We start from the raw sequence: 24,794 nt of genomic DNA, 5'->3' as shown, positions 1-24,794 counted from the left end.
ATTCCTAATCCCCAATTCCTAAAAACTTATGACATATGTAAATCTTGGCAAAAGTGGACTAAAAGTATCGCGCCTCGCTTTAGGCGCTATGACCTATGGCTCTCGCAAATGGCATGAATGGGTATTAGAAGAAGAAAAAAGTCGTCCATTCATTAAACTGGCTTTGGAGTTGGGGATTAATTTTTTTGACACCGCCGATGTATATTCTTTGGGTGTCAGTGAAGAAATCCTGGGACGGGCGCTTAAAGACTTTGCCAAAAGAGATCAAGTCGTCATTGCTACCAAAGTCTTCAATAAAGTCGGTGATGGCCCCAATGATCGAGGACTATCTCGCAAGCACATTTTTGATAGCATCGATGCTTCATTACGGCGGCTACAAACAGATTACGTCGATTTGTACCAAATTCATCGTTGGGACTACGAGACACCAATTGAGGAAACCCTAGAGGCACTGCATGATCTAGTCAAATCAGGTAAAGTTCGTTACCTGGGAATTTCAAGTGTTTACGCATGGCAGTTTGCTAAAGCCCTTTATCTAGCTGACAAACATGGTTGGACTCGCTTTATATCGATACAAAACCACTACAACTTGGTTTATCGGGAAGAAGAGCGAGAAATAATACCCCTATCCCTAGATCAAGGGATTGGGATTATTCCCTGGAGTCCTTTAGCACGAGGTTTTCTAGCGGGGAATCGTAAAAAAGAAGGCTTTGGGGAAACTGTACGGGCAAAAACTGACGAATTGGGTCATAGTCGCTACTATCAAGATTCGGATTTTCAAGTAGTCGATCGCGTCGTAGAATTAGCCCAAAAACGCGGTGTTAAACCAACGCAAATCGCCCTAGCTTGGCTATTGCATCAACCGAGTGTGACAGCTCCGATTGTTGGTGCTAGTAAAATAGAGCATCTCAAAGAAGCCGTGGAGGCTGTGGATTTAGTGCTTTCTGATCAAGAGCGTAAGTTCTTAGAGGAACCCTACAAACCTCATTTGATCATAGGGCATCGCTAGCTTGAGATTTTAAACTGCCGATGTCCGCAGATAATTAGCTAAAATCATCTGAGCTTATCGGCGGTTTAAATTTGGGATGGTATTAGTGGCAATGTTTGTGATAAATCCGTAGTTGACCAAGAATCAATAATACGAGTGCCAACAGAACTGGTTATTTTTGACTGTGACGGAGTGTTAGTAGACAGCGAGACATTGGGCAATCGCGTTCTTGTCCAATTTGTCGCAGAATTCGGACTCGCGTTGGAGCTTGAAGAAGCCATTTTGTTATTCAAGGGTTGCAAAATGGCCGATTGTGTTGCTGTCATTGAGCAAAGGCTTGAGCAGAAATTGCCGCCAGATTTTGTGACTCAGCTTCGTGCCCGCACTGCCGAAGTATTTGAGCATGAACTGCTTCCTGTGGAAGGAATAGAGGCAGCTTTAGACAAAATTAATCTATCTATCTGCGTTGCTTCTAGTGGGCCGCTGGAAAAAATTAAGTTAGCTCTACGTGTCACTAACCTGCTACCTCGATTTGAAGGACGTATCTTTAGCTCCTATGAAATTGGAAGCTGGAAGCCAGCACCTGACTTATTCTTATATGCAGCTAAAAAGATGGGAGTTCAACCTTCATCTTGCACTGTTGTAGAAGATAGTGTTTTGGGAGTGCGTGCAGGTGTTGCCGCTAGTATGAGAGTTTTAGGGTACACCAATCAGAGTGAGGCTACTTTACTAGAGTCATTTGGAGTAACTGTCTTTGACTCTATGTGCCAACTGCCTTGTTTACTGTCATACCATTAGTTTATAGGTTGGGTAACGATCGCAAAATCTAACCCAGATAACTTAACTGAGTTGCAAAAAATAACTCATATTGAATAAACAAAGAATTTTGAGATCGGGAGTAATGTAATGTCAGACTTATCTACAAAAAGACCTATTGCCACCTATACACGAATGGCAGATGGAACAAAAGAGGATTATCTGCTATTACAGGAACATTCTAAGCCTCGCTTGAATGAGGTTGCCGATCGCGCACTGACACTTTTAGTTGGCTTGCAAGAGAGTCATCCAGGAAATCTGATCGATCGCTATCAGCATTCGCTACAAACGGCAACACGGGCTTTTCGGGATGAGGCACAAGAAGAGGTCGTGGTGGCTGCATTACTGCACGATATTGGAGATTTACTAGCACCCGTAAATCACGCACAGCTAGCAGCAGCTATCCTCCAACCTTATGTAAGTCCAGCTACCCATTGGATAATTGAACATCATGGGATTTTTCAAGGCTATTATTTCTGGCATCATACAGGAGGCGATCGCCATGCTAGAGAAAAGTTTCGAGGTCATCCTTACTTTGACTGCACTGCTGAGTTCTGCCATAAGTGGGATCAAGAATCATTTGATCCAAATTATGATACTTTGCCGTTAACTTTCTTTGAGCCGATGGTACACCATATCTTCGCTCGTCAACCTTGGGGCCAGCATACAAAACAGGAATCTTAATGAGGCAGGAGGAAGGAGCGTTTTAGCATTGTTCTTCTTTTTTTATATAGTTATGTCTATTTGTGCCTTTCTACTTATCTGGATGAAATGACACATTTAGTCAAACATCGCACTCAGGTATCCAGTAATATTCCACATTCGGTTGACCGGTGATTTTGTTTATTGACAGTTTGCTCATTTTGAAACCGTGTAGTTCATAAAAAGCACAAGCTCGCATATTCGCTTGTAATGTGTGAAGCCCTAAACTTTGGGGACAAATTGCTTTAGCTTTATCAAGTAATGCTGAACCAATACCCTGATTTTGGTAAGTCGCATCTACAAACAACTGGCTTAACCATTGTTCTTCTTTGATGACCACAACAAAACCGACAATCTGATTTTCAACTTCAGCCAGCCAAACATCCCCGCGTGCAGCGAGGTCATCACGAAATCGAGCTTTCCATAAGGAATATGGCTGTGGATGCTTAATATGAGAAAATGTTTCATGCCAAGTTCGATACCACAGCTGAACCGCATCTTCTAAATCATCTAATTGATAGGGACGAATCATCACCACGATATGGCAAGTTAGTTTTAAAGTACTACTTTAAAGTTTGCAGATCGTTTACTTAGTGGGCATAGAGATTTCCCAAATTCCTTGATTTCCACCATATTCTATAACATAAATCTTATTGCCGATAATCTCAGCATCAATGGGATTACTAAAACCTTCGACAATGCGCGTCGCATTAAGTTTATAGTTGGTAGTTCCTACTTTAGTTAACTTTAAATGCAGTAGGTCTTGGCTGGCATCTTTAAAAGGACCTGGTAATTTTTGGCCAGTGGGGTCGCCTGGTGTAAAACTCAACATGAATCCATCTCTTTTGAATTCTGGACTCAGTACTCCTTGTATATCAAAAACTAAGCCCAAAGGAGAACGGTGTGCTGTAAAAGTGCTGACACTTTGCCCCAGAACACTGGCATCTTTGACTTTGCCATCTAGAGGATCGCGGTAATTGTCTGCGTCCGGGCCAAAATTAGGAATTGGTTCAATTAAGTTAGTAGGCCGAATAGGAAAGGTTGGATCGTTACGAAAGTAGCCTTTTGTGACTGCGCCAAATAGGGGGTTTAACAACAAGTCTTTGGCAGGATTATAATTGGGGAATTGTTGGGGATTGTCTGTCCCACCAATCCGCCAGGGGAAGCCGTAATTACCACCTTGACGTAGCCAATTTAATTCATCTGACATATCCCGATCGGGGCCATTTTCTGTGCCAAATAAATCCCCATTGGGTGCAAAAGCCATATCGAAAGTATTACGTGTTCCTTCTGCAAAAATATAGCCAGCTGCCTTTAAGGTGGCTCGATTGTTTGCCAGAAAAAGATTTTGGCCATTAGTAGGGAGACGGAGTATACAGGCGGTTAATCCTACTTCACGAGTATTGGGATATAGACCATTAACAGACTGAACCTCACCATGATCGGTACGAGAACCGCTATTCACATAGATAAAGTTACCATCCAGACTAACAATCACGCCGTTGAAGCGATGGTCATAGGCTGTTTTGCTTTTAGGATAGCCTGCACTCTGAGCTAAAATAGACCAGATACGTTGTCCTGTACCCGAATTAATTACGCCTTTAACAATAATTCCTTTGGTCTGGTTATTCACAAGGTCTACATTGCCAACCAAATAAATTGTACCGTTAGGACCAATGGCCATACCTTGAGTTTCACCTACATTATGATTAGTAGAGTTGTACACAAGTGTACTAGTAGAGGAGCCTAAATTGACTCGATAAATCTCACCATTTAGTTTGAGGTAATAGAGGGTATTGTTTCGTGGATCTTTTACAATCCGAACAGAAGGAGAAACCGATAACGTATTGATAATATTGCGAATCTGAATATTAGGACGCAGAGCTTTAGGTGCAGCATTTACTCCAGTAATGCCATGATTTAATATAACTATTGTAAATAACAGCGTTTTGGCTGCTAAAAAGCACCTTTTCAGAGCGAACTTTCCGATAAATCTGCGTTGAACTTGGTTGGATGATTTAGTGCTATTCATTATTTTCTTCATAAAATAGTCAGATGATTTTGTTGGGAAATCTTCTTAATCAGGACTTACGCAAAAGTACACGCGCTCAGGGGCAATTCATGTAGACGAAGGCTGACCGCAGGATATTGCCCCTAAGAAGAAAATCATTCTTTGCGGCTATTGTTTACGTAAGTCCTGTTGATCAGGGAAAAAGTTTTAGAGATTACGGGGTGAAATAAGCAATGGGTACTAGCTGATAAATAGTCTCTTGTTCAGAAAGGGGAGCCTTCAGTCAAAGAACTATTTATAAGTTCAATGTGAATTACTTAAAACTCTAAGTTGAAATACAGCTGCCTTAATTAACCTAATTAATATCAATATTACTTAGAAAATATTAATTATCGATTTGGTTAGTTGATTATGCAAATGCTAAGTAATTGGGTCAAAATTCATTTATTTTAATTATTTTCCCCGTATTTTTTCATTTTCAACTGACCTGTAATTATTTAATTATCATGAAGTACAAGCTTACATCAACTTCTTTACCAAATCTTCAAAATGTAAAGTTTGTGATTTTTCCTAGCATTATAAAGTCTTATACACTTTAATGAAGTTTTTTTTCAAACTTACTGTTTTTTTAGTAAGGGTGACAATATTTGTCCGCTTAATACGGTATTCTCGTTAAGTTAGGTTTCAATATCAATTTTTGTTTGTAAAAAAAATACTTTTATATTAAAGAAATACATTTTAAAATAGATAAGTTAAAGTTATAGATTATCAAGAGCGTTTTGGAGGTTAATAACACTTAAGCTTTACATAAATTTTATATAGCGGTTCTGGTCTTTTGTGAGGTATAAGAACCCCACCCCCAACCCCCTCCCCACCTGCGAGGAGGGGGCTATGATTTACCTCATCTGATTAGGAAACGCCATATGCTTCCTTTAAGTACTAAACCTTATTCTGGCAAAAAATGCCGCAAAACGCATGGTGCTAAATTCAAGGTTAATGAAGCTAATTAACTCAGCAGTGCTGGGCAATTTTACACGCCGAATTCGTCTAAATTCTAGAAAATGAATCTAAACGTCAATTACTTTTTCTTGTTAACTAATCGTGCCTTGAAGCGTCAGGCATAATTGCCTCCTGAAGATTTACGCCGTTGAGGTGAGCTAACCTAAGGTCAGCTCCTCTAAGGTTAGCTCCTCTGAGATTCGCCCCTGCCAAATTCGCGCCTCTAAGGTTAGTCCAACTCAAATCAGCTTGACTCAAATTAGCTTCACTTAGGTTAGCCCGCAGCAGATAAGCACCAGTGAGGTGAGCTTTGTTGAGATTAGCTTTGTAAAGGTCAGTTTCATAAAGATAAGCCCCCAACATTTCCGCCTCGTATAAAGTTGCTTCGCTGAGGTCAGCCGCAATCAAGTTAGCTTCAGTGAGGTTGGCAAAAGAGAGATTAGTTCGTATTAACTTCGCTGCTCCTAAATCGGCATCTCTCAAGTTGGCACCTCTTAAGTCAGTTCCAATTAGATTAGCATGAGCGATCGCAGCGCCTCTAAGATTCGCCTCACTCAAGTCAGCTCCAATCAAATTAGCATGACTCAAATCTGCCTGCGTAAGTATAGCACCACTCAAGTTAGAAACACTCAAGTTAGCTTCACTCAGGTTAGCTTCAACGAGGAAGGCTTTGTAGAGGTTGGCACTACTGAGGTCAGCACCACTGAGGTTGGCTCGCACCAGTAAAGCATTAGCCAAATCCACCTTGCTCAAGTTTACCCCTTGGAGATTTGCGCCTCTAAGGTTATCCCCTTGCAGGTTTGCGGCGCTGAGGTCTGGTTCAATCTGGGGATTTTTCTTTCTCCACTCAATCCATGTAACTGCACCTGCTTTGAGTAAAGCTAGATGCTCTCGATTTGCCATTTTCTCTCCTTTACTCCTGACGCCCACCCAGAGGATTTGCCCGACCTGCTACACTTTCAATCGCCGTTAAGGCTCCCGCCGCACCTGCGAGAATATCTTGCTCTTTTCCACCTAAGTAAAGCCGTCCAAAGCTACCTACAGCTTGAACTTCAAGGATGTTAATCGCCGCCGCTTTCTCGGCTTCATTCGCCGCCAGTGCGGCATAAGCAGCAGGCTCCACTTCTAATACATACAGCGTTTGTCCTGCTAGTAGTAGCTGTCCTCGGCGGGTGCGATTAATAAGTTGTGTTTGGTAAGCATCGATGTTGCGGATAATTTGGCTAGAAACAACACGCGGTTTGAGACATTCCTCTCTTCGGACTCCCAGCAACTCCAAAATGGCTTGACCAGCAGCTCGCGTTTCGCCTTGGGAGCTAGAATGAACTTCCAATAGTCCGTACAGTCTTTCAACTACCTGCACTCCGGGACGGACAGAGGCAGCTTTCAGGGCTACATCCGTAATCTTATTAATTTCGATACCAGGAGAGATTTCAATCCACAGTGATGTATCCCCTGGTAATGGTAAGAAGCCTTGGGCTACTGTTCCCATATATGCTGCATGTTGAGGTTGCAGGCTGTCGAGAAATACGAAACTGCGTAGCTCTATTCCCAAGATTTTGCTCTCCAGTCATAAGGGTAAAAGTTATCTATTGCAAGATATGAGCGCCTAACTTGGGGCATTTTAACCACAAGTGAAGGATGGAAAAACACAAAGTAGAAAAATTTTGCTGTCGATAAATTTTACACCTGAGAAGTACTCTAGCAGTAAAAACCGCCTTGACAATTGTACAGGTTTTATTAGGCACAAATCGAGCCAAGCACTGCTGGATTTACTGATAAAGTTGATGTTATACTTAGTCCCCTGGTGTGAAGTTGAGTTAATTGCGATCGCTCTACCATGTTTTTCTACCACAATAGACTTAGCGATGTCTGACGACAAGCCGCTTTGCGTCTAGGCTAATCCCAAATGTCCTTATGTGTCCAGCTTTGCGTTAATGTCAGTATAGCTGGTAAGGTCGCTGCCAAATTGCCAACAATATCTCTAATAACCCTAATACCTATTCTTGTCCTCCATAGCTTTTTAGTAGCCTAATCATTTCTTGAAAATTGATTGATTTTGCATAAGCAAGAGCAGTTTTAGCATTTATATTTGCACCCTTAAATATCAAAACTTCAGATGTTTCTAAAATATTTTTTAAATAAAGACGTGCCTTACCTTCTTTAGTATTAATTTGTGCTTTATAGTGTAGTGCAGTTAAACTTTTATCGTCTGTTGCATTAATATTTGCACCTTTTGCAATGAGAAGTGCAGCAATATCTTTTCTCCATGCAAAATGAAGTGGTGTTAAGCCCTGAGAACCCACATTGTTAACATCTGCGTTCATCGGAATTAGTAATTTGACGTATACTTTACAACCAAATCCAACTGCTGTATGCAATAAAGGAAATGGCGAACCCCAAGCATCTGGGGCATATTTAGGCGATTCTGATGAAATTTTAGAATTATTTAGAGGCGCAGATGATTCAGCAAGCAAAAAGGCAGATTGTTTTCTCAATTTGCCTTTTTGCTTTTTAAAATGAGTAATTTACGCACTAATAATAGTTATCGCTGTCTAGCACAAGCCATTAGTAATTGAGGATGGAGTAAAAGTCATACTCCCTTTTCCTTATTGCCTAACGTTTCATCACAATCCCAACTCTTCTGGAAAGCCCAGCATGATGTTTAGGTTTTGAATTGCGGCGCCCGATGCGCCTTTGCCCAAGTTGTCAAGACGAGCAACTAACAACACTTCTTTGGTAGTATCATTGGCGAATATAAAAACCTGAACAATATTGGTGCCGTTGATTGCCATCGCATCCAGAAATATTCCGTCTCTCAGCAGAGTAGAATCTTGGAATGGAGCAACCTGGACAAATTTTTCACTTTGGTAGTAGTCAGCGATCGCTTGATAAATCACCTCACCTGATGGGGGATTATCCAAAATTCCTAGCGGCAAAGGCACCTGCACCAACATTCCCTGCTCAAAATCTCCCACTGCCGGTACGAACAGGGGCGGTGATGCTAACCCCGAATACTGATGCATTTCCTTAACGTGCTTATGCCCAAACTGCAAACCGTAGATACCATAAGGGTAGAGCGACTCTGCCCCGGCTTGCTGCTCATGGAAGCTATGGTATTGTTTGATCAGATTCTTTCCGCCACCAGAGTAACCTGACACTGCATTAACGGTCATGGGAAAATTACTCTTCAGCAGTCCCTTAGCAATCAACGGACGGATACAAGCCAAAAATCCTGTAGGATAACAGCCCGGATTGCTGACAAACTGGGCGCTGGCGATTTTCTCTCGCTGTCCTGGATTTAGTTCAGGAAAACCATATATCCAGTCTTTAGCTGTGCGATGAGCGCTACTAGCATCCAGGATCTTTACCGTATTACTACTGACTAAGCTCACAGCTTCGCGGGCTGCGTCATCAGGCAGGCAGAGAATGATCACATCGACGGCATTGATTAGTTTGGCTCGCTCAATTGCATCCCGATGTTTAGATGCCTCAATGCTAACTAACTCGATATCATCGCGTTGGTTGAGGCGTGAGAAAATCTGTAAGCCTGTGGTTCCTGATTCCCCATCAATGAAAATCTTCGGTTTAGTAGTCATGCGCTTCTTATATGTAAGTGATGTTTTGACTGATTAATCCTTACTTGACTTTTGGTAAATGAATTATAAACCACGTCTATCTTGAAACCTGTAGTTCTTCGGTGATCAAAAGGATTTGCCCTCATCCCCCAACCCCGAATCCCAGATTTAGGGTGAGGGCAAAAACTACGCTTATAAACTTAGATGAGGTTTAAAAGTCAATACCTTTGCCAAAAATAGAGGTAATCTAGCTTTGCGATCGCAGAGGTCAAAGTTTAATTAAACTTTTTTGTGTTGCTGAGAATATCTAAATTTGTGTTGATCACGACATCTAAAAAATAATGAGTATGTTATTATCCTTACCGAGGTCATAAATGATCTAATTTTCAGCAATTAACTTAAGTGTGAATACAGGCATTGCGGTATAGGCAGCCAGAGGATTTCTCAATTCTTCCTGAGCAAGACTATACCAAAATTTCTGGTGAGTTCTCACTAAAAGCTAGTTGAAATAACGGATTTTATAGCTGTTTTCCATTGTCTGGAATACATATCTGTTGAGGAGTGCAAAGTCTTGCGCTCTATAACGTATTGCATCCATACAAGAATCGCTATATCCAGTCTGAGGGAGATTCATAAAAATAAATCGAAGAGCCTTATTAAAAGGAATAACTGACTACGCTCACAACGAAACCACGTTTTGCGGAGCAGTTCCGGTTTGTAAGTGCGTCTCACGGATGGGAGAAAGGTAGGCTCTTTGATTTATTTACCGCTAAGTGCCTGAGCAAATTTTTGTAGGAGTTAAGTAAACAAGATGAATCTGTGCAAACAACGTCAAAGCAAGAATAGGGTATTGATTTTAACTTCCCTGGCTGTATTGGCGTCTCCATTAGTATTGCCTTTGCAACAAGCCTTTGCAGGAACATTAACCACCGTTGTAAATTTCAATGGTACTAATGGAGCAGCCCCAAGTGCAGGTGTGTTTTCAGGGAGCGATGGCAATCTTTATGGAACTACTTCCACAGGTGGTACGCAAAGTAAAGGAACAGCATTCAAATTAAGTGGTGCTACTTTTAGTACTCTGACCACACTGGTTAACTTCACTGGAGCTAATGGAACTAACCCAGTTGCGAGATTATTCCAGGCAAGTGATGGCAATCTTTATGGTGCGACCTTTACAGGTGGTACAAATAACTCCGGTACGTTGTTTAAATTGCAAAAAACAACTTTTACAACTCTGACAAATCTTTGGAATTTCAATGGCACTAATGGAGCCAAACCAGCAGGTCGATTGATTTCAGGTAGCGATGGCAACTTGTGGGGAATAACTTCTGCCGGTGGAGTCAACAATAAAGGAACTGTATTCAAGATTCCGCTAACTGGTGGTGTCCCCACTGTTGTAGTTAACTTCAACGGTATTAATGGCGCAACTCCATTAGCAAGGTTGCAATTAGCTAGTGACGGAAATTACTATGGCACCGCCTCAGCAGGTGGAGCAACTAATAAAGGTGTAGCATTCAAGTTAACTCCCCCAGGAGTAATAACTTCATATAGCTTTAGTGGTGCTAATGGGCAAAGTCCCCAGGCTGGATTAATTGAATCTGCTAAATTTATCTATGGCACGACTTCCTTAGGTGGAGCCAGTAATAAAGGAGCTATATTCAAGATTCCGCTCGGTGGCGGTACACCGGTTTTAGTTGCTAGCTTTAATGGCAGCAATGGAGCTAACCCCACAGCTGCACTCACAAAAGGAACTGACGGTAACTTCTATGGCACAACTTCTACAGGTGGTGCAAATAATAAAGGAGCCATCTATCGGTTGACTGGAGGAACTCTCACTTTGTTATTTAGTTTTAATGGCACGAATGGGGCAACTCCGCAATCCACACTAATTCAACTTGCTAATGGTGCATTTTACGGTACCGCCTCTACTGGTGGCGGTTCTGGGCAAGGAACTGTGTTTAAATTTACACCATAGTCTCAAAGATGACCTACGTGCAAAATAAATAGTAGAACGTAGATTTTTCCACTTTCAGATAGTCACGCTTACTGACTATTTGAAAGTGGAAAAAGTAGGAGTTATTTTATTGATCAATTTTTCAATGAAATTAGCCTGCTTTTACCATCCATACTAAAAAGCTCAGAATTGTTTCGATAGGAGGAAGAGGATAATCTATTAAATCAATTGTGACTATTTGCCCTTCTAGTCTCAGAAATCGCCATTGGGTTCCACTGCTGACAGTACCGTAAATTGCTGTTAAGGGCTGTTCTCTGGCTTGATTGAATCGCTGTGCAGCTACCATTTCTGCAATGCATTGTCCCAATCCAGATTTTAAATCTGATTTTTTTGCTTCAACTATGACAATTGCAGGTGCTTCTACCGTTAATTGTTCAGGTGAACGGCAAAGCAAGAAGTCACATACACCGTTGAGTCCAATACTCGCATCAACGTTAAACTCTTCCCCTGAAAACACGCTAATTGATGAATTGAAGATGCGCCGCACTTCCAGCAATACAGGATTAATTATCACCTCTGAACGAGCTTTTTCTGTATCTACTGCGATCGCGTCGCGTCTCTTTAGAGAATCGCCCACGCTAAATCCTCTAAAATACCTTGTAGTCTGAAACTTTGAGTAATTCGTTCAATTGAGTCTGAGAAAAAGCGGACTCCTTCCACAGTACTCAGGTGAAAATCTTGTTTGACTTTGTTAATGGTGAATTGACTGTAGAGCATGAGAAATAACTCTCTATCAATTTGCTTGATTGTAATAGATTGTTATTTTTTCCTTCGCTTTCCCCCTTTCATGCTAAGAATTTTCGCTTCAAGTCGTTTTTGATGAAAGGCTACTCCGTCCAAGCCAGAGTGCGTTTCACTGCCTTTTGCCAAGTCGCAAAGTTGGATAATCGGTTATCACTCCCTGGCTCAAACACACGTTCAATCTGCCGTTGTTGCACCAATGCTTCATGGCTCTCCCAAAATCCTACAGCTAAACCTGCTGCAAATGCTGCACCCTGAACAGTCGTATCGCGCATTATCGGACGTTCAACTGGAATACCTAGCACATCAGCCTGAAACTGCATTAGGAAATTATTCTCGCAAGCACCACCATCTACAGTTAATCGCCCAACTGGAGTACTGTTAGATGCATTTATCGCCTGCACCACCTCCAGAACTTGATAAGCGATCGCTTCCAACACGGCGCGAACTAGATGCTCTGGTTCTACACTGGCGGTAATGCCGAAAAAGGCTCCCCTAGCGCTCATATCCCAGTAGGGGGCACCCAATCCACTAAATGCAGGCACAAAATATACTCCGCCATTATCTTTTACCTGATTGGCCATCGCTTCAGTTTCAGCAGCAGTTTTAATCAGCTTCAGGCGATCGCGTAACCATTGGATACAAGCACCACTAGTAAACATACTGCCTTCGAGAGCATAGCCTACATCTAAAGTCCCCCTTGAATTCCCTTGAGTCCATGCCACTGTGGAAATAAGCTGATGCGGCGATCGCACAATTTGATTACCTGTGTGAGCTACCAAAAAGCTCCCAGTACCGTAAGTACATTTGATCATACCGGGGCGATCGCAGCCATGACCAAATAGAGCCGCTTGTTGATCTCCCAAGATGGCAGTGATCGGAATTTCAGCGCCCAACAAAGTCGCATCAGTAACTCCAAATACTCCTAAACTAGGCTGAATCTGGGGCAAAATATGAGCCGGAATCTGAAACATCTCCAGTAGTATGTCATCCCACTCACAGGTTTTGAGATTCATCAACATTGTCCGGCTAGCGTTGCTGTGGTCAGTAGCATGGACTTTCCCACCTGTGAGGTTCCACAGCACCCAAGTATCAATAGTTCCTGCCAAGACATTGTTCAGGTCAATATCAGTAAAATTGTCTAATAGCCATCTAAGTTTGGTAGCAGAAAAGTAGGCATCGATAATTAATCCGGTGCGATCGTAAATTTCTTGAGCGTAGCCTTGCTGTTGTAACTGATGGCAAAAGGGAGCAGTGCGGCGATCTTGCCAGACGATCGCTCTTTGGAGTGGTTTACCAGTAGTTTTGTCCCAAATCAAACAGGTTTCACGCTGTACAGTCAGTCCCAAGGCGGCGATCGCGGATGGAGCAATCTGGGCATTCCCAATGGCGGTTTGCATCACCCAACAGGTATCTTGCCAGATTTGTTGCGGGTCATGCTCTAACCATCCGGGCTGAGGATAATACTGAGTTAGTTCTTTGTATGCCTGTCCAACAATCTGGCCGTCTGCGTTAAATACAAAGGCACGGTTGCCTGTCGTACCTAAGTCCAGTGCTAAGATGTAGCCCGATGATGGAGTTGTGTTGCCAACTGTGTGCATAGGCGCTTTGACATGTCGCAATCGCTATTTTAGCAATATACGTCCAATCAGATATAGATTATTTTTTGTACATTTTGAAGAAAAATAATCAGCTTTCGAGGTTTAACCCTCACAAGAACAGCTCCTTTCCCAAAATTGGGAGAGGGGAGCAAATTCTCTAGTTCCCCGAATCCCAAGTTGGGAGAAGGGGCTAGGGGCAAAACGTCTTTTCAAAGCAGATTTTTTCTTAATGGCAACATGAGCGCTCCTAGCCAAAGGCCAGGGTAAGCGTGTCTCAAATGCTGTATTCTTAAATACGAAATTAGATGCGTTTACCCTGGAATATGACACTATATTTTCCTCGACGTAAATTTGTTTTGTATGGTTCAGCCACTTTCGCTACTAGCCTCTTACTGAAAGCTTGCAGGAGCAATCAAAGCACGACACCAACAGTTAGTAGTAGTGGGGAAGGTTTTAAAATAGCGATCGCACTCCCTGGAATCATCACTGATAAAGCTTGGAATCAGTCTGGTTACGAAGGCTTAACCCTTGCTAAACAAAAGCTGGGTGCAGAAGTTGCATATCTGGAACAAGTCGCCCAAGCAGATCAAACAGAAGCATTAACAGACTTTGCCCGCAAAGGTTATAATGTCGTATTCGCCCACGGTGGACAATTTGACGCAGCCATTGAACAAGTTGCTCCACAATTTCCCAATACATTTTTTGTGGGTGTAAATGGTAATAACAAGGGAGCAAATATTGCCTCTTTGCGAATAGATCATTTGCAAGGTAGTTATTTATGTGGCATTATTGGCGCGGCTATCACTAAATCTAATAAATTAGCTTATATTGCTGGACAAGAATTCCCCGCTACTCAAGAAGAACTACGGGGATTTAAATTAGGAGCAAAATCAGTTAAACCCAACATTCAAATTACTTCTACATTTTTAGGTGATTGGAATGATGTTGCTAAGGCAAAATCAGCTACACTTGCCTTAATTCCTTCAGGCGCTGATGTAATTTATCAATGGTTAGATAGTTCTTCAGCCGCAGTTTTACAAGCAGCGAGCGATCGAGGAGTTTATGCTTTTGGTAATACAAAAGACCAATTCGATGTTGCTCCCAAAGCAGTGTTAACCAGTGCAGTTAAACGATTAGATATAGCAATAGCTTATTTAGCAGAACTCGCAAAACAAAAACAACTCAAAGGGCAGATATATACTATAGGTTTAGAAAAAAAAGATATATTATATTTAGGTAAATTTGGGGCAGCAGTACCGGAAACAGTTAAACAAAATACTTTCAAAGTACAACAGGGAATTATCGATAAAGAAATTATCTTTGAAAATTGCCAGGAAGCTGGTAAAGATACCCGTTGTGTCAAAAAAGCATGAACCTCAATGTATTTACGTTTAGAAAATATTAGTAAACGCTTTAACTCATTTGTTGCTAATCACAATATTAGTTTTACTGTTGATGCTGGTAAAATTCATGGAATTTTAGGTGAGAATGGCGCAGGCAAGACGACTTTAATGAACATTATTAGTGGTCTATATCAACCTGATACTGGAAAAATTTATCTAGAAGATAAATTAGTAAAAATTACCTCTCCAAAGGGCGCAATCAAACTAGGTATAGGCATCGTATATCAGCATTTTATGCTTGTACCTAAGTTAACTGTTACCGAAAATATCATCCTGGGTAGAGAAAATAATTGGTGCTTAAATCTGCGGGAAAAACAACAAGAAATTGCGGCTTTATCCCAAGCTTATGGGCTAGAAATTGACCCCACAGATAAAATAGAAAATTTACCAGTAGGGACACAACAGCGAGTAGAAATTCTCAAAGTTTTATATCGGCAAGCCCAACTATTAATTCTTGATGAACCAACAGCAGTTTTGATACCAACCGAAGTAGAATTATTAATTAATATCTTGCGACAACTGGCGGCAGCTGGCAAGACGATTATTTTTATTAGTCACAAGTTAAAAGAGGTAATCAATCTCTGCGATACAATCACAGTATTACGACGAGGTAAAGTAGTAGCGACAACGACAGCTAAAGAAGTGACTCCTCAGCAATTAGCAGAATTGATGGTGGGACGCGAAGTAGCTTTACAAGTGAATAAATCTGCATCTGTACTGGGAAAAGTGATAGTGTCAGTACAAAATTTGTCAGTTGCTAATGATAGAGATATTCCTGCTGTCCGCAATGTTTCATTTGAATTACGGGCTGGGGAAATTTTAGGAATTGCTGGTGTAGATGGAAATGGACAGCGAGAATTAGCTGATGCGATTGCAGGTTTAAGAAGTATCAACAACGATAAGATTGAGTTTAGTAGCTCCTGTACTCACCAGAGAATAGGTTACATTCCTGAAGATCGGCAAAAAATGGGTTTGGTGTTGCAGTTTAGCATTGCCCAAAACTTGATTTTGAATACCTTTAAAAAGTTACCATTCTGCCGCAATTTTTTATTACAACCACTAGCAATCAAAAATTATGCTCAAGTTGTCATGAAAGAATTTGATATTCGGGCGACTGGAGAAGATATCAAGGTAAGCCAACTATCGGGGGGAAATCAACAAAAGGTAGTATTGGCAAGAGAACTGGCAGGAGAACCAAATTTAATTATAGCGATGCAACCCACACGGGGATTAGATGTAGGGGCGACAGCCGCAATTCATTCTCAGTTGTTAGCACAACGCGATCGCGGCGCCGCAATCTTGTATATTTCTACAGAGTTAGAAGAAGTGATGGCAATGAGCGATCGCATTGCCGTAATCTACAGAGGAGAGTTTGTCGCTATTTTGGATGCACAGACAGCGACGATAGAAGAAATTGGTTTATTGATGGCTGGGGGGACACGCAGAGGGTAAAATGCCAAGTCTTTGATTGAGCAACGAGCTTGTAACCCATCCCAACAACTATCGCCCTCGGACAAGAGTCCGCGATTGTCAATAGCTTTATAAATATTTTTACATAGATTCAGGGATGAACAATTGGTGTAAATTTTTGTGCGATGTCTACCGACAAGCCCTTTTGCGTCTACGCTTTGTATCAGTTCAATTCTTGCGTTCGTTTTTGTGTTTAATAAAAGCAAGTTTGCTCAGTTCCTATATTGAATTCGGGCAGTCGTTGATTGAATTCGGGTAGTCGTTTACTGAATTTGGGTAGTTGTTTACTGAATTCGGGCAGTCGTTTACTGAATTTGGGTAGTTGTTTACTGAATTCCGACAGTCGTTGATTGAATTCGGGTAGTTGTTTACTGAATTCCGGCAGTCGTTGATTGAATTTGGGCAACCCCCAAGAATTTACATAAAACCATTCAATATATTTATGATAAATAAATCAGTTTATCCTGAATAATGCGGGTGTCAAGTAACCCTAATTTTGTCTATCCTAGTGCTGTACAGTTCAGGTTAGAAGTCAGTTTTTATCCTGGCGCATTATTAATAATAGGAAAGTGATTTATGTCACGTCCAAAACGCGGGTCTAAAGTACTTGATAGAGCGCAGCGTCGGATTGCGGCTTTGAAATCGATCAGTTCCACCTTAGACTTAGGCAATGGGGTAACAATTGACTCCTTTGCAGCCGTCATCAAAACAACGCAAGACAAGTTGGAAGTATATAACTCAAGCCTCTCCACCGTGGATCTGACTCAGGGAGCCTTAGAATTTGCGGAAAAGTCGCTGATGGAACTAACAGAACATATGTTACTCAGTGTAGCTGCAAAGTATGGCAAGAATAGCGATGAGTACAAAATGGCAGGAGGCGTTCGTCGAAGCGATCGCAAGCGTCCGGTGCGTCAGCCTAAACAAGGGGCTGTTGCTTGATAAATTTGGGTTTTACCCCACCCTAATCCTCCCCGATGGATTGGGGGCCACTGCGTTGGGCGGGCATCGCACCATGCGTTTTGTGGGTAGACGAAATAGAAAAAGCCCTTTTCGGTAGTGGCGATACTTCGGGAGTTTCCCAGGGAATCCTGGGGGATCTGCTGTATGCTATCTAGCTACCCTTTTGGTGGACTACTCCCCATTACTAAGCCACTAACTGAATCACACCCCATTGTCCATTGGTTAACCAAGAATGGTCAGATTTTGCTACTTTCTCAACAACCTCAGATTTTAAACCTACTGCTACTTCCAACTTCAGTGTGCGTAATGCTACTAATGGTACAGGCAAGTAGCAGACTATATCTGCAAAACTGGTAGTAATATTCCAATGGCGATCGCCTAATAACCGACGATAATTTGCATCTCCTTTGACTATAATTAAACTGGCATTAGTTAACTCATTCTTGAGAGAGTTGGGTATTTCCCAAAATGGTAAAGGTGATGTCCAAAAGTAATCTTCAGACAACACTAAACGCCCTAATGCAATATGCTGCTCCAACCTTTGAGCAAAAGATGTCACTTGTTGATGATTAGTAGCGGCTAAAAAACTTGTTGTGTCATGTACATCTTTAATCATGGCATCAGAAACGAAAGTAGAGTGAGGTTTCAGGTGCAGGTAAACTTGATTAACTAAGCTGCTACTTAATAAAAAATCTACTAAGCATAAGTCACAGACAAGTTCAAAACCAGCATTGTCTAAAACAAAATCAATGCGATCTCTTTGAGAAAGAGTTAATAATTCACTAATTTGGGAGGCATCATTTACTAAGATGTGAGTTAGTTGATTTTGAATATCAAAACGGCTCCGGTCATCCTCGAATGCTGACCACAAACTCAAGTCCACTCGATTTCCCCACAAAGCGAAATATAATAGTGCAATTAAAGCTGTTTGGTTTTGTGGAAGATCAATTTCCGAATCTTCCAACCATTTATTCACCTGAGTACATAGAAGAATAGTTGAGTCAAGAGATGCTTCTAAACCCTGAGATTTTTGCAATTGGAATGGATCAACGGCTTGCCATATACCAGGGCGAAAGTAATGAGTAATTTCTAGAATTAACCGATAAAAATAAGTTTCTGCAAAGAACCAGGGAACGTCTATCCAACGCTGGCCTTTGTAAGATTCTAGATATGTATGCCAAGCTGGAAAATCTACACCAGTATCATTCACTAGAGGTGGTAAAGCTCCTGTCGGCAATTCTGTAGCAAGCCTTTCTATTCTTGTATTAATTTCTGGTGAAAAATCATTTTCAACTATAACTCTACGGGCAATTGCAGGCATTCTTTGAGTAACTGTGAACTCAGTAAAAGAACCGACTTCTGAACCTAAAAGTGACGGTGGTAGTGGTAACTTGGGAGCTTTATATGAATTGACCACAAATTTTTCTTGCCCTCGTAATTTATGGATAAATCATAATTCATCGCTCTTGGCTTTTCAGCATTCGCTGATATTGCTTCTTCCAAAAATCCTCTGTGGACTTATCTTCACAATTGCAACTGAAACGTCTTGCTATTTGCCCATAACACACGGCAGCCTGCGATTTATACCCCAGCCATTACTGTATATTTACGGCTTGTTAGCAAAACTTACACTTGTTTACATCAAGTTGCTTACTTATTTTCAACCAGATTGATGTTAAGTTTATTGACTTGCGTGTTCATTACTCAAATATTTTGATAAAAAATAATATAAAGTAACCTTGTTAAAATATTTTTTTTATTTCGTAATAATTAGCGATAGCGATCGCTACATTGATAATGTTGTACCGAAAGCCAATAAACAAGTTACAAAAATTCATCCAAAAACAAAGTTATTTCCATATAGGGGTTTTCCTGGCAACTCTGTTGAGCATCATATTGTTCAGTTGGGTAGCATTCTCGCAGCAACCAGTTACCCTCAATCTGTTAATGACTGCCCCTGATGCCCAACCTTGGAGGCAGGGTTTGATTAGAGACTTTGAGGCTGAGAACCCAGGTATTCGGATTAACCTGGTTGAAGGGCCGAATGCCACAAATTTGCTCGAAGACCTGTATACCTCATCTTTTATCTTGGGTGAATCCCCTTATGACCTGATCAATATGGATGTCATCTGGACATCCAAATTTGCTGCTGCTGGATGGTTGCTACCCTTAGGCGATCGCATTTCTAAAGAGCAGTTGGCAGCATTTTCATCCCAGGATGTAGAAGGCGGACGTTACCAAGACAAACTGTACCGCATTCCAGTGCGTTCTGACGTGGGAATGCTCTACTACCGAGAAGATTTAATCAAACAAGCAGGATTGCAACCGCCAGAAACCTTTGATGATTTGATCCGAATTTCCCAAGTCTTGCAGAAGAAAAATGAGGTGAAGTGGGGTTATGTTTGGCAGGGTCGCCAATATGAAGGACTTGTGGCGATGTTTGCAGAAGTTCTCGGTGGCTTTGGTGGCTTCTGGGTTAATCCCGACACCCTCGAAGTTGGACTAGATCGACCAGAAACATTACGAGCCATTGAGTTCCTGCGTAGTACGGTTAAAGAAGGCGTTTCTCCTTCTGGAGTCACGACCTACCAAGAAGAAGACACCCGACGCTTGTTTCAAAGTGGTGAAGTAGCATTTTTACGCAGTTGGCCCTATGCGTGGCCTTTAGCCCAGACAGAAAATTCGCCAATCCGGGGTAAAATTGCGATTAAACCGATGGTTCATGCTCCTGGTAAGACGGGAGCGGCTTGTCTAGGGGGTTGGGGTTTAGGGATTGCTAAATCTTCTCAGCATCCTGAAGAAGCTTGGAAAGCAATTCAATATTTTACCAGTCGGGAAACACAGCGGCGATTCATTTTCAGTGCAGGCTATGTGCCAAGTCGCCGGGATTTGTTTACAGACCCAGAGATTGTTGCTAAATACCCTCACTATCCGCAGTTATTGGAGGTTGTGGACAATGCAGTTTTACGTCCGCCGATCGCCCAATATGCTCAGACATCAGATATTTTACAGCGTTATCTCAGCGCCGCATTATCCGGTCGAATGAATTCTGAACGAGCAATGCAAGCTGCTGCTGCGGAAACGCGCCGGCTGCTGGGAGCAAGGAGATGAGGGAGATGAGGGGGACAAGGGAGATGAGGGGGAAATAACTAAGATAAATGCCCAATGCCCCATGCCCCATGCCCCATGCCCCATGCCCCATAACAAATGACTAATGACAAATTTACATACACTCAGAAGTCGAGAACAACAGACAGCCTGGATTTTACTAACACCTGCATTGCTGCTGCTGTTGTTTGTATTTGCCTACCCGATTTTACGAGCCTTTTGGTTAAGCGTATTTACTAGAAATCTGGGAACAGAGCTACAACCCGTATTCTCTGGTTTGGACAATTATGTGCGGATGGCGGGGGATGGTCGTTTTTGGCAGAGTTTGTGGGCGACGAGCGTGTTCACAACAGCATCAGTAATCTCCGAACTATTGCTAGGACTAGGGATTGCCTTAGTTCTCAACCAGTCGTTTTTTGGGCGGGGTATAGTGCGTACAATCGCCATTATACCTTGGGCTTTGCCTACTTCTCTGATTGGTCTGGCGTGGGCTTGGATTTTTAACGATCAGTTTGGGGTTGTGAACGATATTCTACGGCGGTTGGGGCTGATTGAGACTGGAATTAACTGGTTAGGAGATCCAACGCTGGCGATGATCGCACTGGTTTTTGCTGATGTTTGGAAAACTACGCCGTTTATCAGTATCCTGTTGCTAGCTGGGTTGCAGTCGATATCACAAGACCTCTATGAAGCTTACTCGGTCGATGGGGCAACTGCTTGGCAAAGCTTCCGCAATATTACCCTACCACTGCTGCTGCCGCAAATCTTAATTGCAGTGCTATTTCGGTTTGCTCAAGCTTTCGGGATTTTCGACTTGATTGCTGTGATGACCGGGGGTGGCCCTGGTGGCGCTACGGAAGTGGTGTCATTGTATATTTATTCTACGGTGATGCGCTACTTAGATTTTGGTTATGGAGCAGCTCTTGTAGTAGTGACATTTTTAATATTGATTGCGGCGGTAGCGATCGCTAGTTTCTTGCTGAACAAATACCGTGCCAAAACATCAGGAAGCATTTAAGCCATGAGTCTAACTCCACAAGCAGTTCCAACGACTTCAAAACGAACAGGGGGAACCAAGTTTTCTCTCTTAAAAATCTTGCTGCCCATAATAGTTGTATTAGTGGTGATATTCAGCCTCGCGCCAGCCTTATGGCAATTGCTAACCTCGTTTAAAGTGAATGAGGATATTGCCGCCGTTCCTACTGTGTATTTCCCCACACGATTCACTTTCAATCACTACATTGAATTATTCACCCGTCGTCCATTTTGGCGCTATATCTTCAACAGTGCCTTTGTGTCGATTACTTCCACAGCTGTAGCCTTAGCGATCGGCGCACCTGCGGCTTATGCCCTCGCACGCTTACGCCCTTGGGGTGAACAAGTTATCCTCGCCAGCGTTCTAATTGTTACCTTATTTCCGGGAATTCTGTTGTTCTTAGGACTATTAGAAATTATCCAAGCGCTGAGATTGGGTAACAATTATCTGGCGCTGATTATACCCTATACTGCAATCAATTTGCCGCTAACAATTTTAGTACTTAAAAGCTTTTTCCAACAATTACCAAAAGATTTGGAAGATTCTGCTAGGGTCGATGGTTACAACACATTTCAACTACTATGGCAAATCGTGCTACCGATGACCCTTCCTGCTTTGGTGACTACTGGAATCCTCACCTTTATTTTTGCTTGGAACGAGTTTATTTTCGCTCTCACGTTTATCACCCGTGAAGAGTTGAAGACAATTCCCGTTGCTGCTGCTCAGTTGGGTGGTGCGACAATATATGAAATTCCTTACGGCCCGATCGCTGCTGCTACTGTTGTGGGGACGTTACCCCTGATTTTATTAGTTTTGTTTTTCCAGCGCCGGATTGTTCAAGGTCTTACTGCTGGTGCTGTGAAAGGATAAAAATCAAAATGGCTAAACTCGAACTCAAAAACTTAAACAAAACCTATAATCCTAAAGTTGTCCCTGTCAAAGACGTTAGCTTAACTGTGGATAACCATGAGTTTCTCACTTTACTTGGCCCTTCTGGCTGTGGCAAATCCACCGTCCTCCGCATGATTGCGGGACTTGAAGAACCTACTCGCGGTCAGATCAAGATTGGAGATGTGGATGTCACCTATAAGCGAGCAGCCGATCGCAACATTGCAATGGTATTTCAAAGCTATGCACTCTATCCTCACATGACAGTGTACGAAAACCTCGCTTCTGGACTCAAGCTGAAAAAAGTACCACCTACAGAAATTAAACAGCGAGTGGCAGAAGTGGCAGAAGTTTTAGGATTAGCAGAGTTAATCAACCGCAAGCCTGGACAAATGTCTGGAGGTCAACGGCAGCGAGTTGCTGTCGGACGTGCTTTGGTGCGTAATGCCGATGTATACCTGCTGGATGAACCTTTAAGTAACCTGGATGCACTATTGCGGGAAAGAGTCCGAGCCGATATCAAGCAAATTTTTGCAGCCCAAAAAGTGCCAGTTGTCTACGTCACCCACGACCAAACCGAAGCTATGACGCTCTCCACGAAAGTTGCATTGCTCAACGATGGCTATGTTCAGCAACTTGACCCGCCCGATCGCATCTATAACCATCCAGCTAATTTATTTGTAGCTGGATTTGTTGGTAGTCCGCAAATGAATTTGCTGACTTTACCTTGTAAGGGAGAATACGCGCTCCTGGGTAACTTCCAAGTGCTTCTCCCAAATATACCAACTGTACCACCTCAGATTGTTCTGGGAATTCGCCCAGAAGATGTCCGCATTGCTCAACCAGGTGATACCCAGACTATCCAAGGGCGAGTGTTTTTAGTGGAAAATTTGGGTATGCACTATTTGGTCAGTGTCAGGATTGAGGGTTCAGAAACCGAAGCGATTACGGTACGTGCTTTGTTGCCAACAGACCAAAATTGGAGTGGCGAGGATATTACATTAGCATTGCCCCTTGAGGATATTCACTGGTTTGATGTTCAATCTGGCCATACTCTTGTTAAAAGACAAATCTTAGATGTCAGGAGCTAGTGCTACAGTTATAGATACTTCAACTTCTGGCTCAAAAAAACAGCGTTGAGATTATAACGGCAAGAATTGTACTGAAAATCACTACTACTTTCTTTATAATTGCCAATTTCAGCCAAGCGATCGCTAATAACCCGCAAATTAGTTTTATGTTTTAAAGTAGAAAGTAGTTTGATTGAAGTGTTTGTTACTAGCAATGAAACTTTTAGGTTTAGTCTTGCCAGTCCTGTTGCAGCTTTGCACGCCTGCTATGGCAGTTGAGTTGAAAGGGCAAAATATTGATGGTCAAAAGCTGCCTGCTAGAGTTTATTACTATGCAACTGGTGGTGTCTACAAAGTTCAGGTACGCTTTCAGAACAGACGAGCCACAATTTACTTTGACGACGGCAACCAAACAACCATAACCTTGAACCAGCAGGTAATTACTGACTCAAAGAATATTGAAGGTTTTGGAAAACTAGGGCAATATCCTGTAAATAGAACGTTCAGTGTTGGGTTGGTGTATGACAATAATTGGCTTGGCAGCAGTGATAGTCAATTCCAACAATCCAATCCACTAGACGGGTTGTGGAAAATTAGTTTGGAGTGAATACTAATGTTTCCTAATTTTCTGCCATTAAGAGTTAATCAACTAATAGACCCAAAAAGGTTCTGGCAATTTGGCATAACTTGTCTGTGTTTTGCAGTTTAAATGAGATATCAACAGAACAAAACAGCCACAAATCGCCAGTTGTTGACCCAACGCTGTAGAATAACTCAGCAGCCAACTCATAGCGCTTGGTCATCGCTTCCTACAACTGGCTAGTAATCTACTAAAAAATACATAGTAAATGTGCAATGGCGTACCCGCCCAATTCAAGGGTGATCGCTCACCGCCGGCCAGTCTAAGCACCTGGGGAGAATTGCCAGCCGTGCTAAAGTCAAGCTGAAAGACAAAGGAGATACGGCAACGCCAACAACCTATTAAGCTTAAGCTTTAAAGCTTATAAATAAGGCACTTACGGAACGTACTGTTCACAACTCATTTAGGATTGCTGTACTTTTCCTAACTCATTAAAAAATGGGCGAACCGAGAGTGGTAAGTAGCGCTTGTTTATTTAATTACGAATTAAGAAAAAGCGAATTGTTTTAAACCAGTTAACAGGTTTCAATTATTTCAGTTCTGGGGGATAATTAGCTAGTCAGTACGCCAGATAGCAATAACTTTGTCACCCCACCAACTAGACATATTCTTAAACCTACCCCTCACACCAATGCCAGCTATTTTAATGGGAGTTGGTAATACAAAATCAGAAATGTTGAATCCTAATACAAAACTTTACATATTTAATTACACTAACTCTAAAAAGCCTAAAATAGTCAACATGACATCATCTCCTCAAACCAATGAA

The 24,794-nt window shown here is 42.1% G+C and carries 21 protein-coding genes and 1 pseudogene; 12 read left to right on the top strand and 10 right to left on the bottom strand.

The features are described 5' to 3' along the window. Positions 1-28 precede the first annotated feature (28 nt). The 3 genes from HWQ38_RS27950 to HWQ38_RS27940 all read left to right on the top strand — a co-directional run bounded on the left by HWQ38_RS27950 (position 29) and on the right by HWQ38_RS27940 (position 2,488). The gene (locus HWQ38_RS27950; RefSeq protein ID WP_292800401.1) at positions 29-1,009 is read left to right on the top strand and encodes an aldo/keto reductase; all 981 of its coding nucleotides are present in this window, start codon (positions 29-31) and stop codon (positions 1,007-1,009) included. A gap of 135 nt (positions 1,010-1,144) precedes the next feature. Then, positions 1,145-1,786 carry an HAD family hydrolase gene (locus HWQ38_RS27945; protein WP_292800398.1) on the top strand — a complete coding sequence of 214 codons (642 nt, stop codon included), beginning with the start codon at positions 1,145-1,147 and terminating at the stop codon, positions 1,784-1,786. 108 nt (positions 1,787-1,894) lie between these two features. Further along, positions 1,895-2,488 (top strand): HD domain-containing protein, encoded by a 594-nt coding sequence (locus HWQ38_RS27940; protein ID WP_292800395.1) that lies wholly within the window; start codon positions 1,895-1,897, stop codon positions 2,486-2,488. Positions 2,489-2,588: 100 nt separating this feature from the next. Here the strand turns inward: HWQ38_RS27940 and HWQ38_RS27935 are convergent, their stop codons facing one another. The 6 genes from HWQ38_RS27935 to argC form a co-directional block, all read right to left on the bottom strand. Further along, positions 2,589-3,038: a GNAT family N-acetyltransferase gene (locus HWQ38_RS27935; RefSeq protein WP_292800392.1), complete on the bottom strand. Its 450-nt coding sequence runs from the start codon at positions 3,036-3,038 to the stop codon at positions 2,589-2,591. 54 nt (positions 3,039-3,092) lie between these two features. Then, the gene (locus HWQ38_RS27930) at positions 3,093-4,538 is read right to left on the bottom strand and encodes a PQQ-dependent sugar dehydrogenase (RefSeq protein ID WP_292800389.1); all 1,446 of its coding nucleotides are present in this window, start codon (positions 4,536-4,538) and stop codon (positions 3,093-3,095) included. A gap of 1,074 nt (positions 4,539-5,612) precedes the next feature. Next, positions 5,613-6,419, bottom strand: coding sequence for a pentapeptide repeat-containing protein (locus tag HWQ38_RS27925; protein ID WP_292800386.1), 807 nt, complete (start codon positions 6,417-6,419; stop codon positions 5,613-5,615). 10 nt (positions 6,420-6,429) lie between these two features. Continuing rightward, entirely contained in the window at positions 6,430-7,071 is a 642-nt protein-coding gene (locus tag HWQ38_RS27920; RefSeq protein ID WP_292767971.1) for a hypothetical protein, read from the bottom strand. A 445-nt stretch (positions 7,072-7,516) separates the two neighbouring features. Then, positions 7,517-8,014 carry an ankyrin repeat domain-containing protein gene (locus HWQ38_RS27915; protein ID WP_292800383.1) on the bottom strand — a complete coding sequence of 166 codons (498 nt, stop codon included), beginning with the start codon at positions 8,012-8,014 and terminating at the stop codon, positions 7,517-7,519. A 129-nt stretch (positions 8,015-8,143) separates the two neighbouring features. Next, entirely contained in the window at positions 8,144-9,115 is a 972-nt protein-coding gene (gene argC / locus HWQ38_RS27910) for an N-acetyl-gamma-glutamyl-phosphate reductase (protein ID WP_292800380.1), read from the bottom strand. 790 nt (positions 9,116-9,905) lie between these two features. Here argC and HWQ38_RS27905 point away from each other — a divergent pair. Then, positions 9,906-11,069, top strand: a complete 1,164-nt coding sequence (locus HWQ38_RS27905) for a choice-of-anchor tandem repeat GloVer-containing protein (RefSeq protein ID WP_292800377.1) — start codon at positions 9,906-9,908, stop codon at positions 11,067-11,069. Between the two features lie 130 nt (positions 11,070-11,199). Here the strand turns inward: HWQ38_RS27905 and HWQ38_RS27900 are convergent. Together HWQ38_RS27900 and glpK are read right to left on the bottom strand one after the other, a co-directional pair. Beyond that, a pseudogene (locus HWQ38_RS27900) lies at positions 11,200-11,825 on the bottom strand (hypothetical protein). 110 nt (positions 11,826-11,935) lie between these two features. After that, on the bottom strand, positions 11,936-13,450 hold the full coding sequence (gene glpK, locus HWQ38_RS27895; RefSeq protein ID WP_292800374.1) for a glycerol kinase GlpK: 1,515 nt from the start codon (positions 13,448-13,450) through the stop codon (positions 11,936-11,938). Positions 13,451-13,773: 323 nt separating this feature from the next. On the opposite strand from glpK, the gene HWQ38_RS27890 reads away from it, so the two are divergent. From HWQ38_RS27890 to HWQ38_RS27880, 3 genes are all read left to right on the top strand, one after another. Next, positions 13,774-14,823 (top strand): BMP family protein, encoded by a 1,050-nt coding sequence (locus HWQ38_RS27890; RefSeq protein WP_292800372.1) that lies wholly within the window; start codon positions 13,774-13,776, stop codon positions 14,821-14,823. Between the two features lie 6 nt (positions 14,824-14,829). After that, complete coding sequence (locus HWQ38_RS27885; protein WP_292800370.1) at positions 14,830-16,305, top strand: ABC transporter ATP-binding protein; 1,476 nt, start codon at positions 14,830-14,832, stop codon at positions 16,303-16,305. 594 nt (positions 16,306-16,899) lie between these two features. Continuing rightward, entirely contained in the window at positions 16,900-17,262 is a 363-nt protein-coding gene (locus HWQ38_RS27880; protein ID WP_292800367.1) for a hypothetical protein, read from the top strand. Between the two features lie 205 nt (positions 17,263-17,467). Here the strand turns inward: HWQ38_RS27880 and HWQ38_RS27875 are convergent, their stop codons facing one another. Then, positions 17,468-18,700: a damage-control phosphatase ARMT1 family protein gene (locus HWQ38_RS27875; protein ID WP_292800364.1), complete on the bottom strand. Its 1,233-nt coding sequence runs from the start codon at positions 18,698-18,700 to the stop codon at positions 17,468-17,470. A 380-nt stretch (positions 18,701-19,080) separates the two neighbouring features. Here HWQ38_RS27875 and HWQ38_RS27870 point away from each other — a divergent pair, with 380 nt between their 5' ends. From HWQ38_RS27870 to HWQ38_RS27850, 5 genes are all read left to right on the top strand, one after another. Further along, a complete protein-coding gene (locus HWQ38_RS27870; RefSeq protein ID WP_292800362.1) occupies positions 19,081-20,394 on the top strand; it encodes an ABC transporter substrate-binding protein in 1,314 nt (437 codons plus the stop codon). 103 nt (positions 20,395-20,497) lie between these two features. Further along, on the top strand, positions 20,498-21,409 hold the full coding sequence (locus HWQ38_RS27865) for a carbohydrate ABC transporter permease (protein ID WP_292800359.1): 912 nt from the start codon (positions 20,498-20,500) through the stop codon (positions 21,407-21,409). Between the two features lie 3 nt (positions 21,410-21,412). Beyond that, a complete protein-coding gene (locus HWQ38_RS27860; RefSeq protein ID WP_292800356.1) occupies positions 21,413-22,297 on the top strand; it encodes a carbohydrate ABC transporter permease in 885 nt (294 codons plus the stop codon). Positions 22,298-22,305: 8 nt separating this feature from the next. Next, positions 22,306-23,406, top strand: coding sequence for an ABC transporter ATP-binding protein (locus HWQ38_RS27855; RefSeq protein ID WP_292800353.1), 1,101 nt, complete (start codon positions 22,306-22,308; stop codon positions 23,404-23,406). Positions 23,407-23,599: 193 nt separating this feature from the next. After that, complete coding sequence (locus HWQ38_RS27850) at positions 23,600-23,992, top strand: hypothetical protein (protein WP_292800350.1); 393 nt, start codon at positions 23,600-23,602, stop codon at positions 23,990-23,992. Positions 23,993-24,026: 34 nt separating this feature from the next. Here the strand turns inward: HWQ38_RS27850 and HWQ38_RS27845 are convergent, their stop codons facing one another. Beyond that, positions 24,027-24,188 carry a hypothetical protein gene (locus tag HWQ38_RS27845; RefSeq protein ID WP_292800347.1) on the bottom strand — a complete coding sequence of 54 codons (162 nt, stop codon included), beginning with the start codon at positions 24,186-24,188 and terminating at the stop codon, positions 24,027-24,029. Positions 24,189-24,794: the final 606 nt, after the last annotated feature.

It is taken from the genome of Nostoc sp. NMS7, assembly GCF_017115085.1.
In the GTDB taxonomy this organism is placed as follows: domain Bacteria; phylum Cyanobacteriota; class Cyanobacteriia; order Cyanobacteriales; family Nostocaceae; genus Nostoc.
This window is presented reverse-complemented; position numbering and strand designations above follow the sequence as displayed.